Origin of the sequence: Gordonia aichiensis NBRC 108223, assembly GCF_000332975.1 — a bacterium.
Classification (GTDB): domain Bacteria; phylum Actinomycetota; class Actinomycetes; order Mycobacteriales; family Mycobacteriaceae; genus Gordonia; species Gordonia aichiensis.
Genome location: NZ_BANR01000003.1, coordinates 438,158 through 454,110 on the forward strand (window position 1 = coordinate 438,158; position 15,953 = coordinate 454,110).

A 15,953-nucleotide genomic window follows, 5' to 3' on the forward strand; every position below is an offset into this window, starting at 1 on the left:
CACTACGTCAACTCACGCGCCTGCGATGACCACGACGAGATCGACGTGTACGTCGTGTGCAGCGAGTACCCGCACCGATTCGGCGGCGGTGGCGCCGGTGGTGAGCACATCGTCGACCAACACCGTCGCCGTGCGCGGTGAGCGGTCGGTCCGCGTCGGCGGAGACCGGACGGCGATTCGATGTGCGAGGTTGCGTCGTCGTGCCCTGGCGTCGAGTCCCGCGGAATCGCGTCCGCCCGGGCGGATGGTCAGCATCGGGCGCACCGAGATCCGAGCTCCCAGCTCGGCGGCGGCGTGCTCGGCGATGGAAGTGACGGTGTCACCGCCGCGGCGGCGCGCCGCGATCGGGCGCGTCGGGGCGGGAATGAGTAGCAGTCGCGATGCGGATGGGATCTCACCCCAGCGGCCGAGGGTGCGCAGGGCTGCGGCAAGCGCATGTCCGAGTGGCGACGCGAGATCGCGGCGCCCGTGTTCTTTCAGTTCGATCACCGCTGCGCGATGAGGTCCTCGATAGCGCCCGAGCGCCCACACGCCGACGCCCACACGGACGCGGGGGGAGAGCGGGATCGGTGTGTCGGCGAGCAAGTCGGCGCACCGCATACACCAACGTGAGCCGGGGGCGTCGCATCCTCCGCACGTCATCGGGATCATCAGATCGACGCCCGCGCGTGCGATCGCCGAGACGTGGCGTCGCGCGGCTCCCGGCATGTCGTCGACCCTGTCACGCCTACGCCGCTGCGACTGCCGTGTGACACCGATCCGACGTTCGGCTGTGGACTGTCGCCGGACTGTGCACAGTCGGCGCGACAGTACCGGTGGGTCCTTCGTCCCGTGTTCGACACATCGCGACGACAAGGCGTCGGAACGATGGCTAACAGACAAACTTCCGACTACGGTCAAGGGTGCAGGAGGTAGCCGAGTCTCGGTACGGGAGGTGAAGCCCCTGACAGTGGTTGTCAGCCGCCGGTTGGCATGAATGAGTAGCCATTCCCCGACCTTTGTCGCCGCAAATCGTCAGGTGGTTGCGAGTCACAGCACATCACCTCGCGCACAACGGCTTTCGAATCTCCGAGATCGTCTCGACATGGTTCCCGAACGGGTAGTCGTATCGCCGGGTCCCACTGTCGACGAGGACGACGTTCGACGGGCGGGCAGTGGCACCACACCCAGGAGGTAGTCGAATGTCGCAAGTCGTCCATCGCAAGGGTCGCCGTGAACCAAAGGTCGGTGCCACCACCGACGAGTACGACGCCGAGTTCGCCTTTGTGCGGCCCCCCGGAACGGTCGAGTCCGAAGAGCCGGCCGAACCCAACGCCACGGTCGTCTTCGCCGGGCGGAATGTCGAAATCCCCGAGCACTATCAGATCTACGTCCGCGACAAGCTCGCGCGACTCGAGCGGTTCGACCTCAACGTCTACCGGTTCGACGTAGAACTCAATCATGAACGCAACCGCCGACAGGCCAAGGCGTGCCAGCAGGTGGAGATCACGGCTACCGGCAAGGGCCCGGTGGTCCGTGCACAGGCGTGCGCTGAGAACTTCTACGCCGCGCTCGAGGCCACGCTGGACAAGCTCGACTCGCGGTTGCGCCGTGTGAAGGACCGCAAGCGAGTGCACCACGGCAACCGCAGGCCGCTGTCGGTGGCCGAGGCAACCGAGGTGGGTGCGCCACCACTACGCGTCGATCAGTTGACCGGCGACGGCATTCCCGACCGGGACAACCTCGACGGTGCGCAGACCTGGGATGACGGTGTTGATGACCACACGCCAGGCCAGATCGTCCGGGTCAAGGAGCACCCGGCGGTTCCGATGACCGTCGACGACGCGCTCTACGAAATGGAGTTGGTGGGACATGATTTCTTCCTGTTCCACGACAAGGAGACCGATCAGGCGTCGGTGGTCTACCGCCGCCACGCCTTCGACTACGGACTGATCCGCCTCGTCTGATCGGGCTCGTCTGATCGGGTTCCTCGACCCGGCGTCGTCGGTGTGGCCGGGGCACCGATCAGCCTCCCTTCAGGCGACGTCGCTACCATGGAATACGGCCTGCGTTCATGCACTCGCATGCACAGGCCGTATTTCGTGAGTAGTCGACATGAGTAAGGGACTCGATCCACGGTGCTGAACAAGCTGCTGCGCGTCGGCGAAGGCCGCATGGTCAAGCGACTCGATGCGATCGCATCGCACGTCGAGACGTTGGAAGACGAGATCGCATCGCTCTCCGATGACGAACTGCAGGCCAAGACCGGCGAGTTCAAGGACCGCGTCGCCGAGGGCGAGACGCTTGACGAGTTGCTGCCTGAGGCGTTCGCGGTCGCTCGCGAAGCCGCGTGGCGCGTACTCGACCAGAAGCACTTCCACGTGCAGATCATGGGCGGCGCCGCACTGCACTACGGCAACATCGCCGAGATGAAGACCGGTGAGGGTAAAACCCTGACCTGTGTGCTTCCCGCGTACCTCAACGCGTTGTCCGGCGACGGCGTGCACGTGGTCACCGTCAACGACTACCTCGCCAAGCGTGACTCCGAGTGGATGGGCCGTGTGCACCGGTTCCTCGGTCTCGAGACCGCCGTGATCCTGACCGGCATGACCCCCGAGCAGCGCAAGGTGGCCTACGCCGCCGACATCACCTACGGCACCAACAACGAGTTCGGGTTCGACTACCTGCGCGACAACATGGCGCACTCGCTCGACGAACTCGTGCAGCGCGGCCACAACTTCGCCGTCGTCGACGAGGTCGACTCGATCCTGGTCGACGAGGCGCGCACCCCGCTGATCATCTCGGGGCCTGCCGAGGGATCGAGTAAGTGGTACACCGAGTTCGCGCGCATCGCGCCGCTACTCGAGCGTGACGTCCACTACGAGGTCGACATCAAGAAGAAGACCATCGGCGTCCACGAAGCGGGTGTCGAGTTCGTCGAGGATCAGCTCGGCATCGACAACCTCTACGAGGCCGCCAACTCGCCGCTCGTCAGCTATCTCAACAACGCCATCAAGGTCAAAGAACTCTTCCACCGCGACAAGGACTACATCGTCCGCAACGGCGACGTGCTCATCGTCGACGAGTTCACCGGTCGTGTACTCGACGGGCGACGCTTCAACGAGGGTCTGCATCAGGCGATCGAGGCCAAAGAAGGCGTCGAGATCAAAGCCGAGAACCAGACGCTCGCGACGATCACACTGCAGAACTACTTCCGCATGTACGACAAGCTCTCGGGCATGACGGGCACCGCTGAGACCGAGGCCGCCGAGTTCGACCAGATCTACAAGCTCGGTGTGCTCCCGATCCCGACCAACAAGCCGATGATCCGCAAGGACCAGGGCGATCTGATCTACAAGACCGAAGAGGCGAAGTTCGCTGCCGTCGTCGACGACATCACCGAGCGCCACGAGATCGGTCAGCCGGTTCTGATCGGTACGACCAGTGTCGAACGGTCGGAGTATCTGTCCCGGCAGCTCGCCAAGCGCGACATCCCGCACAGCGTGCTGAACGCCAAGTTCCACGAGCAGGAAGCACAGATCGTGGCCGAGGCCGGGCGGCTCGGCGCCGTCACCGTTGCCACCAACATGGCCGGTCGTGGTACCGACGTCGTGCTCGGCGGCAACCCCGACATCATCGCCGACACGCGCTTGCGCAAGGCCGGGCTCGACCCGGTCAACACCCCCGACGAGTACGAGGAGGCGTGGGAGGAAGCGATCACACTCGCACGTCGTGAGGCCGCGGAGGAGGCCGACGCCGTGCGCGAGGCGGGCGGGCTGTACGTGCTCGGAACCGAGCGCCACGAATCCCGTCGAATCGACAATCAGTTGCGTGGTCGATCCGGTCGTCAGGGTGACCCGGGTGAGTCGCGGTTCTATCTCTCGCTCGGCGACGAGCTCATGCGACGTTTCAACGGTGCTGCGCTCGAGACCATCATGAACCGCGTCAACCTGCCCGACGATGTACCGATCGAGGCGAAGATGGTCACCAAGGCCATCCGCAGCGCGCAGACACAGGTCGAGCAGCAGAACTTCGAGGTCCGCAAGAACGTCCTCAAGTATGACGAGGTGATGAACGAGCAGCGCAAGGTCATCTACGCCGAGCGCCGCACCATTCTCGAGGGAACCGAGCACCGCGAGCAGATCATGCAGATGATCGCCGAGGTCGTCGGAGCCTACGTCGACGGCGCGACCGAGGAGGGTTACGCCGAGGACTGGGACATCGACGAGCTGTGGACCGCACTGCGCGCGCTCTACCCGATCGAACTCGATCCGCGAGAAGTGATGGGCGAGAACGAGTTCGGCGAGCGCGACGACATCTCGGCAGAGGAACTGAAAGAGATCCTCGTCGACGACGCGCAGAAGGCCTACGAGAAGCGCGAGGAGGAGATCACTGCCATCGGCGGTGAGGACGCCATGCGGCAGCTCGAGCGGACCATCCTGCTCAGTGTTCTCGACCGGAAGTGGCGCGATCACCTCTACGAGATGGACTACCTGCGTGAGGGTATTCATCTGCGCTCGATGGCCCAGCGTGATCCGGTGGTGGAGTACCAGCGCGAGGGTTACGACATGTTTGTCGGCATGCTCGAGGGTCTCAAGGAGGAAACACTCCAGTATCTGTACAACGTGCAGGTGCAGGCCGAGCCCGCTCCAACGGTCACGCCCGCGTCGGCTGCGGCGACCGCAGCCGCGGCTGCAGCCAGGCAACCCGCGATGGCAGGCGCGACAGCATCTCAGACCGGCGCCTCGGGAAGCAACGCCTCCGAGAACAATGCCCCGGGCGGCAGTGAGGCCCCGGCCGCGTTGCGCGCGGTCGGCGTCGAGTCCGGGTCCGATGTCCCGATGACGTACTCCGGCCCTGATGAGGACGGCGGCACGTCCGTGCACTCGCAGGACGAGGAACTCGATGACCCGGCGCTGGTGTCGGCCTCGCGGCGGGAGCGGCGAGCGGCGGCACGCGCCAGCGGAAAGCGTGAGGGCGCGAAGCCTCCGAAGTCCAAGCGGCGTCGACGCTAGCCGGTCGCGGTTACGTGATCGTCGGAGACCTCGACAGCATTCGAGCTCGGCAGCATTCGAGAAAGATCTGAGATTCATGGAACCGGACGCACCGCTGGTGCGTCCGAGTTTCCATGACCAACACCTGCATTGATTCCTCGTCGCACATCGAATCGGATCCGACGTCGAGGCGTATCCGGATAGTCCCCGCGCCTCGCTATGAACCCTGCGGGTCGACCATCACCGACATCAGTCACGAGGCCCCGACCGAGTTCACCGCTCGTCCGCGGGTGGATGAGCGCTGTGCCCACGCGACTCCTACCGCCGCGGCCGCGACGACGCCCGTTGTCCCTTCTCCCGCAGCGCCCTCGCCCGGCACCCCTTCTCCCGCAGGCGCGTCTGCCGGTGGCGCTCGCACCCAGACGCGTGCGGCTGCCGCCATCGCGGCACGCGAATTCTCGGTGGGCACGCTCACCATGATCTTCGAGGTCATCGCCAGGCGTCGTCCCTCCGGCCATCTGCTGCATCGCGTCGGGGCGCAGGTGAACGACCAGATCGGCGCACTCGCCCGCACCAGGGCAGCGGGCGGCGACGACACTTGCATACCCACGGTCCGACGCGTCCACGTGCAGATGTGTGATGCGGGCACCGCGGAGATATTCGGAACCTACTCGCGGCAGGGCAGGTCGCGGGCCTTCGCGGGCCGTATCGAGCGGGTGCCGTGCCGGGTTCGCGTCGTCGGGCAGGCGCCTCGCGGCAGGTACGCCCCGGCGGCCACCCGCGTGGAGTACCGCTGGCAGCTTGTCGTGCTGACGCTTGGGTGAGTGCGTCGGGCGGTCAGCCGAGGCCGGCCCCCGACGGCGAGACGAGAATCTTCACCGCGGTTTCGTTGCGATTGATCAGGGTATCGAAGCCCTCGTCGATCAGATCGTCCAAGCCGATGCGGCCGGTGATGAACGGGCTGAGGTCGATTCGTCCGCTCTCCACCAACTCGATCGTCTCCGGATGATTGTTCACGTAGGCGATGGTGCCGCGCATGTCGATCTCCTTGAGGACGAGCTTCTGCATCTCCACGGCTCCGGGGTGGCCCCAGATCGATACCACGACGAGCACGCCGGTCGGCTTGAGTGCGTCGAACAGTGCATCGAGCGCTGGTTGGACCGATGTGCATTCGAATCCGACGTCGGCGCCCGCACCGCCGGTCAGTTCGCGAACGCGTTCCGCCACGGACTCGGTCGACGGGTCGATCACGTGGTCTGCGACCTTGGCCTCCAACGCTTTTGAACGACGCAGCGGACTCGGCTCGCTGATGATGGTGGTGATCTCCCGTGCTTTGCAGACCGCTGCCGTGAGAAGGCCGATCGGCCCTGCGCCCGCGATCAGCGCCACCGCGCCTGCGGTGGCGCCGCTGCGTTCGACGGCGTGAACGCCGACCGACAGTGGTTCGATGAGAGCGGCCTGGTCGAGTGGTACCGAGTCAGACACCTTGTGGACCCAGCGGCGGCGCACCACGATCTTCTCTGCGAGGCCACCGCCACAGCCTCCGAGTCCGATGAAGTTCATGTCGTGGGAGAGGTGGTAGTCGTGGCTGTCCGGTCCGGTGTCGACGTCGTCGGCGATGATGTAGGGCTCGACCACCACGTGGTCGCCCACCTCGAGATCGGTGACGCCCTCGCCGAGTGCGTACACGACGCCCGACATCTCATGCCCGAGTGTGACCGGAGCGCTCTCGCCGCTGAGCGGATGTGGATGTCCTGCAGGCGGGATGAAGATCGGTCCGTCGGCGTACTCGTGCAGATCGGTTCCGCAGATCCCGCACCATGCGACATCGATACCGACCGTGCCGGGTTCGACGACCGGCGCGTCGATCTCCTCGATCCTGATGTCGCCGCGGTCGTAATAGCGTGCTGCTCGCATGTGGTCTCCTCGTGGATGGGGGCGGCGCGACGCCGAGACCTCCTCGAGTCGACTCCGGCCCGTGTCGAGTCCACCGTCGTCGTGGTGGTCGTGGCAACGGTTGCAAGGGGTTGCGACGACAACTGTCGAACCCCCGGCGATCGGCGACGTCGGGTCGGCCGTGCAGGATGAGGACCGACGCTGGACCGTACACGATCGGGGATAGGATCAGTGCGTGGCTAACCGGCTGTCTCCCCGCGAGGCGATGTCCTATTTCCTCGATGGCGCGGGCGCCACCAACCACCTCGGCGCCGTTCTGCTCTTTCCCGGAAACTCCGGCAAGAAACGCTCTGCAGCAAAGGATCTGGCGACAACGCGCGTACGTGCGAAGAAGCCGGATCCGCCGGTTCTCGATTACCCGGGGCTGGTGCGACTCGTCGAGAATCGCCTCCAGTTGGTGCCGCGGTACCGGAAGGTGGTCGTCGAGGTCGCGCTGGGGCTGGCGCGACCGGTCTGGGCCGACGATCCCGACTTCGACATCAACTTCCACATCCGACGCTCCGGATTGCCGTCCCCTGGGACGATGGCCGATCTCGAAGATCTGGTGTCCAGGGTGATGTCGCGACCACTCGACCGCAGTAGGCCCCTGTGGGAGATGTATTTGATCGAGGGACTCGAGGATGGCGGGTTCGCGATCCTGACCAAGTCGCATCGCTGCCTGATCGAGGGTGGCGGCGCTGAGATGAGCGAAGTGATCTGCGACGACGTGCCCGACGTCGCCACACTGCCCGCCGACGTGTGGATGCCGGGACCACCACCGGGGTCGGCGTCGCTGGCGATCGGTGCGCTTGCCGAGGCGTTGGCACGTCCGGGGGAGCTGATCGACTCGGTCATCGGCGGCAACGGATTGCTCGGCGAGGCGACATCACTGGTCGCGGGTACGTTTCGCCGTGCCGGCCGCCTCGTGCAGCAGCTCACCGATTCCGCGCCGCCGAGCCTGCTGAACACGTCGGGGTCGTCGACCCGCACGTTCAGTTCGGCGTCGGTGCCCCGCCGAGACGTGGCCAAGATCGCCGAGCGCAACGAGTGCACCGTCAACGACGTCGAACTCGCGATCATCACCGGCGCGATGCGTCACTGGCTGCTGTCGACCGACGCAGAGGGAGCCTTCGGCGACACCGTGCGTGCAGTGCTGCCACTGGGTGCGCGCCAGTCCGGGGTTCTCGCACAAGAGGACTCGCCCGAGACGTGGATCGTCACCGACGAGCCGCGGTTTGTCACCGACCTTCCGGTGGGAGAGGCCAATCCGCTGGTGCGACTCGCGCAGGTCGCCGGGCTGGCCAATCGGTACGCGCAGTCGTCGCGACGTGTATCACCGGCGTCGCAGCCGTTGTTGAGCGAACTCGGCGTCGTGCCGTTCGCGGAGTTCAGTTCCCGCGCATTCCGATCACTCGACCGTCGCGCCTACAACGTGCCCGTCGCGATGAACACCGTGCCGATCCCGCCCCAGTTCGTTCTGGGACACAAGGTGTCGGAGCTGTTCGTCGTGCCCGCCCTGGTCGCAGGGCGTGCGCTTGCGGTCGGTGTGTGCGAGTACGCGGGCTCCATCGGGTTCGGGTTCACCGCAGACCGCGGCGTGATCGACGACCCCACGCTCATCCGTGACTACGTCCGCGAGTCGTACGAGGAACTCGCCGACGCACACTAGTGTTGGCGACGGAGTGCATGGTCGCCCCTGTGGGTCGCCATGCCGAGGGTACTCACAGCACGGGCGCTCACAGCCGGGTGCACGCGATGGCGTAGGAGGACATGCGCACGATGAGGGTCTACTTTCCCGCGACGCTGACCATGCTGCTCGAGCTCGATGAGGCGGGCCTGTTCCGTCCGGTCGGCGGAACCGGTTTCGCACTCACCCCGGCCCTGCGCGAGTCGTACGTCTCCGGGGACGACGAGGAGTTGGCAGAGGCTGCAATCCGTGAGGCTGCACGTGCGTCGCTGCGACTGCTGGCCGGTGAGGCGCCGGAGCCGGGCGACTCCGACGCCGAGTCCGACCTCGCGGCCGATGAGGCGACGACCAAACCCGGTGATACCCCGCGGCTCCCGCCTCGCCGTGTCGTGGTGGCCGCCGACGTCGATGACGCCACTCTGCGCCCCGACCTCGACGACGCCGTCGTGAAGGTCTCCGGTCCGGTCCCGACGTCGGCGATCGCATCCGTGCTCGTCGACGGCGCCGATGCGCAGAACGCGGTCCGGTCGGCCGTTGTCGCCATCGACGCAGCCGACATGGGAGATCAGGACGCCGAGCTCGCGGTGGGCGACGTCGAAGACCACGATCTCGGGTGGTATGCGACCCAGGAACTTCCTTTTCTCCTCGAACTCCTCTGACACCCAACGCTCTTCGCAGCTGACCTTCACCGGCCGCACTGGTCGGATGGTTCCGGGTCTCTAACCTACGGTTGCGTAGGTTAGAGTGTTCGCGTGAGATCTACGGGGGTCCGACATCGGACCCCCGCCACGCGGATCGAGGGAGTCGCACCAGTGAACCTGCGAGAGTTGCGCGAACGTTTCGAGGAACCGGTGTCGGGTGTCGCCAGCCGCAGTAGTGCGGCGCGGTGGGCACGCGCCGCTGTGGCGCGGATCACGACGCCGCTGCTCCCGGACGACTACCTGCATCTGGCCAATCCGCTGTGGTCGGCGCGCGAGCTGCGCGGGCAGGTGGTCTCGGTGACGCCCGAAACCGACGACTCCGCGACCATCCGCATCAAGCCCGGATGGGGATTCTCGCTCGACTATGCGCCGGGGCAATACATCGGTATCGGGGTGCTCATCGAGGGGCGCTGGACGTGGCGGTCGTACTCGTTGACCTCAGTGCCCGACCTGACGCGGGCCGAGGGCACAATCGCGATCACTGTCAAGGCCATGCCCGAGGGGTTTCTCTCATCTCATCTGGTCAGAGGGCTGCAACCGGGAACCGTGGTACGGCTGGCGGCACCCAAGGGTGAGTTCGTCCTACCTGAACCACTGCCCGCGACAGTGCTGTTCCTGACCGCGGGCAGCGGCTTGACCCCGATCATCTCGATGCTGCGCATGATGCGTCACCGCGGTCAGTCCACGAATGTGCGGGTCATCCATTCGACTCCGACCCCCGACGACCTGATGTTCGCCGACGAGCTCGCCGAGATGGACGAGAGCGGCCTGATCGATCTGCACGTGCAGTACACGCGGACCGACGGCAAGGTCACCGAGCAATCGCTAGACGAATTGTGCCCCGACTGGCGTATCCGGGAGACGTGGGCGTGCGGTCCTGGTGGTTTCCTCGAGATGGTCGACGCTGCGTTCACCCAGGCGGACGTCGCCGACCGACTGCACATCGAGCGTTTCGCTCTCGAGCGCGGAGTGGTCGGTGCTCAGGGCGGGACGGTCACGTTCGGGCGGTCGGGACAGACCGCAACGGTCGACGGTGCGACGACGTTGCTCGAGGCCGGTGAACAGGCGGGCGTGTTGATGCCGTTCGGCTGCCGCATGGGCATCTGTCAGAGTTGCGTCGTCATGCTCGACAAGGGCTGCGTGCGCGATCTTCGCTCGGGAGACGAGCACGTCGAGGGTGAGCGCATACAGACATGCGTGAGCGCCGCGGCAGGCGACTGCACGCTCGATGTATGACACACCGCAGCGGGTGACGGTGTTCGTCGAGGTCGCGGCATGCCACACGGCGCGGCGCGGGCGTTGCCCGTCGTGGGCAGAGTGGACGCGTTAGGCTCTGTGGTGAGGCTGTCGACCACGGAGGGAAATCCGCGTGCGAGCTGAACTGATCGAACTGACCGCGACGAGTGATGTGCCGGTGCTGACCGATGGCACCATCACACTGCGGGCACATCAGACCGACGACGTCGATCGGATCGTCGGATACGCCACCGACTCGCTGACGATGCGATGGGCGAAGATGCCCTCGCCCTACGGGCGATCCGACGCGGAGCGCTTCATCATCAACGCGCTGCAGGGATGGCGCAACGGAACGTCGATGATCTGGGCGATCGAGCACGACGGCCGGTTCGTTGGCAGTATCGACCTCCGTGGCCCCGGTCGGATCGTCGACATCGGATTCGGCTTGCATCCTGACGCCCGCGGGGAGGGTCTCGTCCGCCGCGCGATGGCGCTGGCGATGCGCTATGCCGTCGAGCAGCGCGATGTCGAGGTGGTGCGCTGGGAGGCCGCCGAAGGAAACCTGACGAGCCTTCGAGCCGCGCACGCCGCAGGCTTCACACTCGTCGGGAGGCTTCCCGACTGGCTCGAGATGAATAGTGGCGTCGTCGACGCGTGGTGCGGAAAGTGGCATGCCGGCGACAGTTTCGAGCCGAAAACCACATGGCATGCAACGACTTTCGAGACCGAACGCTTCCGGCTGCGGCCACTCGAGGCCAAGGATGACGAGCGTATCCGAGAGACACTCGACGACCCGATCTCGCGCAAGTACCTCTTCGGAAGGCCTGATCCGCTGACCGTCGAACATGCTGCGGCCGAACGCACCCGAAAGTGGTGGACGGCTGCACGTGGTGAGACCTGCACCTGGGCCGTCGCCGACCGCGAGACCGACACCTACCTGGCCGACATCTCGCTGTTCAAGATCGACCCCGTCGTGGGCGCCGAGATCGGCTTCTACACGCATCCCGACGCGCGCGGTTCTGGCGTGCTGGGGGAGACGTTTCCTGCGTCGGTGCAGCACAGTTTCGACGTTCTCGGCCTCCGCAGGTTGACGATGTTCGCTGCCGACTCCAACGAGGGCAGCAAGCGCCTCGCGCTGCGAGCGGGGTTCAACGAGTTCGGTATCCAGCCGCTCGCCGCGAGTTCGGCGGGGAAGATCGAGGATCTCGTCGGATACGAGTTGCTGGCCGACACGCAGTAGAGCGTTGGCTCGCGCTCTTCAGGCCCGGGTCTCTCGTAGTGGTGTCGGTCGTGGTGGTGTCCGTCGTTTGACGGACACGGCGCCGTTTGCCTGTCATACCCTCATCGACCTGGCTGCTCGGCGAATCTAGACTTTTCCGACATCAGATGGTTCGGTCGCCGGTGCGACCGGTGCCGTGTCGCGCTGGGTCCGGTGGTATGTGGCGAGACACGTATCCCTCTGTGCGCCTTCAGTAAACGTACCAACTGTTCACCAGGGACATCGCGTGGGAGTTGCGTCGGAAGCCTGAGTACCTTGCCGCCCGGTAGGAGGTCGTCGACCACCTGACGCAGTGCCGGGACGTGACGGTCGACCGCGTGCGACTTCACGAGTTCTACAGGGCGACAGTCGAATACCATTCCGAGAGTGATGATTTCGTCCTGGTGCAGATGCGCGACGCCAACGGCGCTGTCGCTCTACGACTTCGCGGTGCTCGCCGACGAACTGCCGATGAGTGTGTTCACCTCGTGCGGCGTCGACTTCAATCGGTGATATCCGACGCCGCGACGGTTCGTGACCTCAGCGCGATTCCTTGCTTCTCATCGGCGCAAGCGCGAGCACTATCGCTGGACACTTCCATCCCACTAACCTACGATGGCGTAAGTTACGGGAACGTAGGCGTAGCCACCGCCTTCCGACGCTCCCGTCGAGCCGACCATCCGCGACTAGTGAGGACGCCATGGCCATCACCGACATTCCGGAGTACGCGCACCTGAGCAAGGCCGATATCGAAGAACTCGGCCGTGAACTCGACAAGATCCGTGCCGACATCGAAGCCGACCGCGGCGAACGGGACGCGCGTTATCTGCGCAACACCATCCGTTTCCAGCGTGGTCTCGAGCTCGTCGGCCGTGGACTCATCTTCGGCTCGACGCGCCGTTCGTGCTGGTGGGCGGGTGCCGCCGCACTCGGCGTCGCGAAGATCGTCGAGAACATGGAACTCGGTCACAACGTCATGCACGGGCAATGGGATTGGATGAACGATCCCGAGGTGCATTCGACCACCTGGGAGTGGGACAACACCGGGCCGTCGGCGCATTGGAAGCACACCCACAACTACATTCACCACAAGTACACCAACGTCCTCGGTATGGACGACGACGTGGGCTACGGACTGCTCCGCGTCACGCGCGATCAGCGGTGGCGCCCGTTCAACTACGGCAACCTGGTCTACAACACGTTGCTCGCGGTGTTCTTCCAATGGGGTGTTGCTGCACAGCATCTCGAGTTGGGCAAGAAGCGTCGGACGCCGGAGGCCAAGGAGGCGTTCCGACGCGACCTCGCCGACGTCGGTAACAAGATCGGCCGCCAGGTCGGCAAGGACTACGTCATCTATCCGGGGCTCGTTGCTGCAGCGACCGCCGCCGCCACCAAGGGTGATGCCCGCGCGTCGGCCCGCGCATTCGGCAAGGCCGCCACCGCCAACGCGCTGGGGAACATCATCCGCAACGTGTGGAGCAACGCGGTGATCTTCTGCGGCCATTTCCCGGACGGCGCAGAGAAGTTCACCAAGCAGGACGTCGACAGTGAGACGCAGGCCGAGTGGTACCTGCGGCAGATGCTGGGATCGGCCAACTTCCGCTGCGGCTTCCTCCTCGCGTTCATGAGCGGAAATCTCTCGTACCAGATCGAACACCACATCTTCCCGGATCTGCCGAGCAATCGGCTCGCCGAGATCGCCGTCCGTGTGCAGGCTCTGTGCGACAAATACGATCTGCCGTACACGACGGGATCGTTCCCGCTGCAGTACGCCAAGTCGTGGCGGACCATCGCCAAGCTGTCCTTGCCGGACAAGTACCTCAAGGCAACCGTCGACGACGCCCCCGAGACGGCATCGGAGCGTCGATTCAAGTCGGACCTGCCCGAGGGAACGCGACTGCACGCCGTGGTCGACCCTGCCAGCGGCCGTCGGCGAGGGTTGCGTACCGCGATCCGGTCTCTGCGCGATCGTCGGCGTCGTGGTGGGCGCACCGCGCCTTCACGCGATGTGGCAGCGACATCGCGCGCTGCCTGATCGTGAACCTGCCTGCGCATGAGGCGTGGGCGCGACTAGTCACGCTACCGGCGGATACTCGTCGGTAGCGTGACTGTCGCGCATCAGGTGAGTGCGACATAATGGAGTGCAATGGCTATCACCGACATCAACGAATACGCACATCTCACCGACGCGGATGTCGATGCCCTGGGCGCTGAACTCGATGCGCTTCGACGCGAGATCGAGGCCGAGCGTGGCGAACGAGACGTCCGCTATCTGCGTCGCACGATCCTCGCGCAACGGGCGCTCGAGGTGGCGGGCCGACTCGCTCTGTTCGGCTCCCATCGGCGGTCGCTGTGGTTGCTCGGTACCGGTTCGCTGGCGTTGGCCAAGATCATCGAGAACATGGAACTCGGCCACAACGTGATGCACGGCCAGTGGGATTGGATGAACGACCCCGAGGTGCATTCCACCACCTGGGAATGGGACATGGTGTGCGCGTCTCCCCACTGGAAGCACTCGCACAACTACATCCATCACAAGTACACCAACGTCGTCGGCATGGATCACGACGTCGGCTACAAGATCCTGCGTGTCACCCGCGACGAGCCGTGGGAGCCGCGTCGTGCTTTCCAACCACTGGCCAATGTGTTCCTGGCGGCCACCTTCGAGTGGGGGATCGGCTTGCACGATCTCGCGCTCAAGGAGGTCATCTCGGGCGAGAAGCCGAAGGAAGTGGCGATACCGCAGATCAAGGAATTTCTGCGCAAGATCGGCAAGCAGGTGGGCAAGGACTACGTTCTTTTTCCTGCGTTGACCGGTCCCAACTTCGTGCACACGCTCACTGCCAACGCCACTGCGAACGTGATCCGTAACCTCTGGGCATACGTCGTGATCTTCTGCGGCCATTTCCCTGATGGCGCAGAGAAATTCACGGTCGACACCCTCGACGACGAGACGCCTGGCCAGTGGTACCTGCGGCAGATGCTCGGCTCGGCCAACTTCAACGCCGGGCCGGCGATGGCATTCATGTCGGGCAATCTCTGCTATCAGATCGAGCATCACCTGTACCCGGATCTGCCGAGCAACAGGCTCGCCGACATCTCGGTGCGCGTGCGCGAACTCTGCGACAAGTACGACCTCCCGTACACCACCGGATCGCTGTGGGTGCAGTACTTGAAAACGTTGCGCACGATCAACAAGCTCGCTCTGCCCGACCGCTTTCTGCGTGATTCGGCCGACGACGCACCGGAGACCGCGTCCGAACGCCGCTTCGCCGGTCTCGACAAGGCGATGGGTCTCAAGACCGCCCTGGGTGAGGTGCGTCGTCAACGACGGCTGCGTCGGAGCCGACGCTAGGTTTTCTTGCCCAGTTCAGTTCTCTTGCCAGTCCAGTCCTCTTGCTCAGCGTCCAGTGGCCGTCCACGCGCTGGTCGCGCGGGCGAGCGGGCGTGACGCCAGTGCAAGGCCCGCGATGCAGGCCGCGGCGATCGTCACCGCCCACGGAGCGAGATCGTGAATGACGAGGACACCTCCCACCACCGCGCCGAGAAACATCGCCGCGATAGAGAGTCCTCGACGTCCCGCCTTGCTCCCGCCGCCCGTGCCGGCGCGGCTGTCGCCGAAGACACCGGTGATGGTCAACGTGAGCACTGTCGTCGTCAGGTCGGGGACGGCCAGCCCCCTAGCGACCGCGTTCTGCAAGCCCATCGCCGCCGAAACCAGCGCGATCAGGGCGGCCGAAGCCGCGCGATCGTAGGGATGCGGACACGTCCACGCGACGACGGTGGCGGCCACCATCAGTGCGCACTGCCCGACGAGTGCCGTGCGCAATTGCTTGCCCCGATGGGTGTTGTGGATGCGTAGTATTCGTCCGCCGATCGCTGCGCCGCAGGCGAAGGTCAGGAGTGAGGTGATCGACGCCCACGCCGCGAATCCGGCCGCACCCGCCAGACCGAAAGCCAGGAAGACGACGTTTCCGGTCATGTTCGCCACGAATACGCGACCCAGCGCGAGATAGCTGAAGGCGTCGACGACGCCTGTCACGAATGTCATCGCCAGCAGCAGTGCGGGCAGCGGTCCGTGCTTGCCGTCCGCGGGTGGCGCGATCGTTTCCCATGCTTCCCTGACGTGGATGTTCATGGTGGTCGTCATGCTCGTCTCCTAC

The 15,953-nt window shown here is 65.2% G+C and carries 13 protein-coding genes; 10 read left to right on the top strand and 3 right to left on the bottom strand.

Annotated features, from left to right (window positions below; translation table 11 throughout):
• Positions 1-12: 12 nt before the first annotated feature.
• On the bottom strand, positions 13-708 hold the full coding sequence (locus GOACH_RS03410) for a ComF family protein (protein ID WP_005170578.1): 696 nt from the start codon (positions 706-708) through the stop codon (positions 13-15).
• 473 nt (positions 709-1,181) lie between these two features.
• On the opposite strand from GOACH_RS03410, the gene hpf reads away from it, so the two are divergent.
• The 3 genes from hpf to GOACH_RS03425 all read left to right on the top strand — a co-directional run bounded on the left by hpf (position 1,182) and on the right by GOACH_RS03425 (position 5,797).
• Entirely contained in the window at positions 1,182-1,946 is a 765-nt protein-coding gene (hpf, locus tag GOACH_RS03415) for a ribosome hibernation-promoting factor, HPF/YfiA family (protein ID WP_005170583.1), read from the top strand.
• A gap of 171 nt (positions 1,947-2,117) precedes the next feature.
• Entirely contained in the window at positions 2,118-4,994 is a 2,877-nt protein-coding gene (gene secA, locus GOACH_RS03420; protein WP_005170587.1) for a preprotein translocase subunit SecA, read from the top strand.
• A gap of 113 nt (positions 4,995-5,107) precedes the next feature.
• Positions 5,108-5,797: an Rv3235 family protein gene (locus tag GOACH_RS03425; RefSeq protein ID WP_040517547.1), complete on the top strand. Its 690-nt coding sequence runs from the start codon at positions 5,108-5,110 to the stop codon at positions 5,795-5,797.
• Positions 5,798-5,810: 13 nt separating this feature from the next.
• On the opposite strand, the gene GOACH_RS03430 is transcribed toward GOACH_RS03425, so the two are convergent.
• Positions 5,811-6,890: a 2,3-butanediol dehydrogenase gene (locus GOACH_RS03430; RefSeq protein WP_005170593.1), complete on the bottom strand. Its 1,080-nt coding sequence runs from the start codon at positions 6,888-6,890 to the stop codon at positions 5,811-5,813.
• Positions 6,891-7,104: 214 nt separating this feature from the next.
• On the opposite strand from GOACH_RS03430, the gene GOACH_RS03435 reads away from it, so the two are divergent.
• From GOACH_RS03435 to GOACH_RS03460, 7 genes are all read left to right on the top strand, one after another.
• Positions 7,105-8,577, top strand: a complete 1,473-nt coding sequence (locus GOACH_RS03435) for a wax ester/triacylglycerol synthase domain-containing protein (protein ID WP_005170594.1) — start codon at positions 7,105-7,107, stop codon at positions 8,575-8,577.
• 110 nt (positions 8,578-8,687) lie between these two features.
• Positions 8,688-9,254: a DUF6912 family protein gene (locus GOACH_RS03440; protein ID WP_040517682.1), complete on the top strand. Its 567-nt coding sequence runs from the start codon at positions 8,688-8,690 to the stop codon at positions 9,252-9,254.
• 153 nt (positions 9,255-9,407) lie between these two features.
• On the top strand, positions 9,408-10,532 hold the full coding sequence (locus GOACH_RS03445) for a ferredoxin reductase (protein WP_005170596.1): 1,125 nt from the start codon (positions 9,408-9,410) through the stop codon (positions 10,530-10,532).
• Positions 10,533-10,665: 133 nt separating this feature from the next.
• Positions 10,666-11,772 carry a GNAT family N-acetyltransferase gene (locus GOACH_RS03450; protein WP_005170597.1) on the top strand — a complete coding sequence of 369 codons (1,107 nt, stop codon included), beginning with the start codon at positions 10,666-10,668 and terminating at the stop codon, positions 11,770-11,772.
• 405 nt (positions 11,773-12,177) lie between these two features.
• Positions 12,178-12,303 (top strand): hypothetical protein, encoded by a 126-nt coding sequence (locus GOACH_RS24475; protein WP_281168875.1) that lies wholly within the window; start codon positions 12,178-12,180, stop codon positions 12,301-12,303.
• Positions 12,304-12,490: 187 nt separating this feature from the next.
• Positions 12,491-13,825 (top strand): fatty acid desaturase family protein, encoded by a 1,335-nt coding sequence (locus GOACH_RS03455; RefSeq protein ID WP_005170598.1) that lies wholly within the window; start codon positions 12,491-12,493, stop codon positions 13,823-13,825.
• Between the two features lie 111 nt (positions 13,826-13,936).
• Positions 13,937-15,145 (top strand): fatty acid desaturase family protein, encoded by a 1,209-nt coding sequence (locus GOACH_RS03460; protein WP_005170599.1) that lies wholly within the window; start codon positions 13,937-13,939, stop codon positions 15,143-15,145.
• A gap of 45 nt (positions 15,146-15,190) precedes the next feature.
• On the opposite strand, the gene GOACH_RS03465 is transcribed toward GOACH_RS03460, so the two are convergent.
• Positions 15,191-15,940: a YoaK family protein gene (locus GOACH_RS03465; protein ID WP_005170600.1), complete on the bottom strand. Its 750-nt coding sequence runs from the start codon at positions 15,938-15,940 to the stop codon at positions 15,191-15,193.
• Positions 15,941-15,953: the final 13 nt, after the last annotated feature.

What these genes read in the sequence shown, in the direction of transcription:
- hpf (WP_005170583.1), top strand. Translation starts at nt 1,182, where the DNA reads ATGTCGCAAGTCGTCCATCGCAAGGGTCGCCGTGAACCAAAGGTCGGT.
- GOACH_RS03455 (WP_005170598.1), top strand. Translation starts at nt 12,491, where the DNA reads ATGGCCATCACCGACATTCCGGAGTACGCGCACCTGAGCAAGGCCGAT.
- GOACH_RS03410 (WP_005170578.1), bottom strand. Translation starts at nt 708, where the DNA reads ATGCCGGGAGCCGCGCGACGCCACGTCTCGGCGATCGCACGCGCGGGC.
- GOACH_RS03465 (WP_005170600.1), bottom strand. Translation starts at nt 15,940, where the DNA reads ATGACGACCACCATGAACATCCACGTCAGGGAAGCATGGGAAACGATC.
- GOACH_RS03440 (WP_040517682.1), top strand. Translation starts at nt 8,688, where the DNA reads ATGAGGGTCTACTTTCCCGCGACGCTGACCATGCTGCTCGAGCTCGAT.
- GOACH_RS03425 (WP_040517547.1), top strand. Translation starts at nt 5,108, where the DNA reads ATGACCAACACCTGCATTGATTCCTCGTCGCACATCGAATCGGATCCG.
- GOACH_RS03430 (WP_005170593.1), bottom strand. Translation starts at nt 6,890, where the DNA reads ATGCGAGCAGCACGCTATTACGACCGCGGCGACATCAGGATCGAGGAG.
- GOACH_RS03460 (WP_005170599.1), top strand. Translation starts at nt 13,937, where the DNA reads ATGGCTATCACCGACATCAACGAATACGCACATCTCACCGACGCGGAT.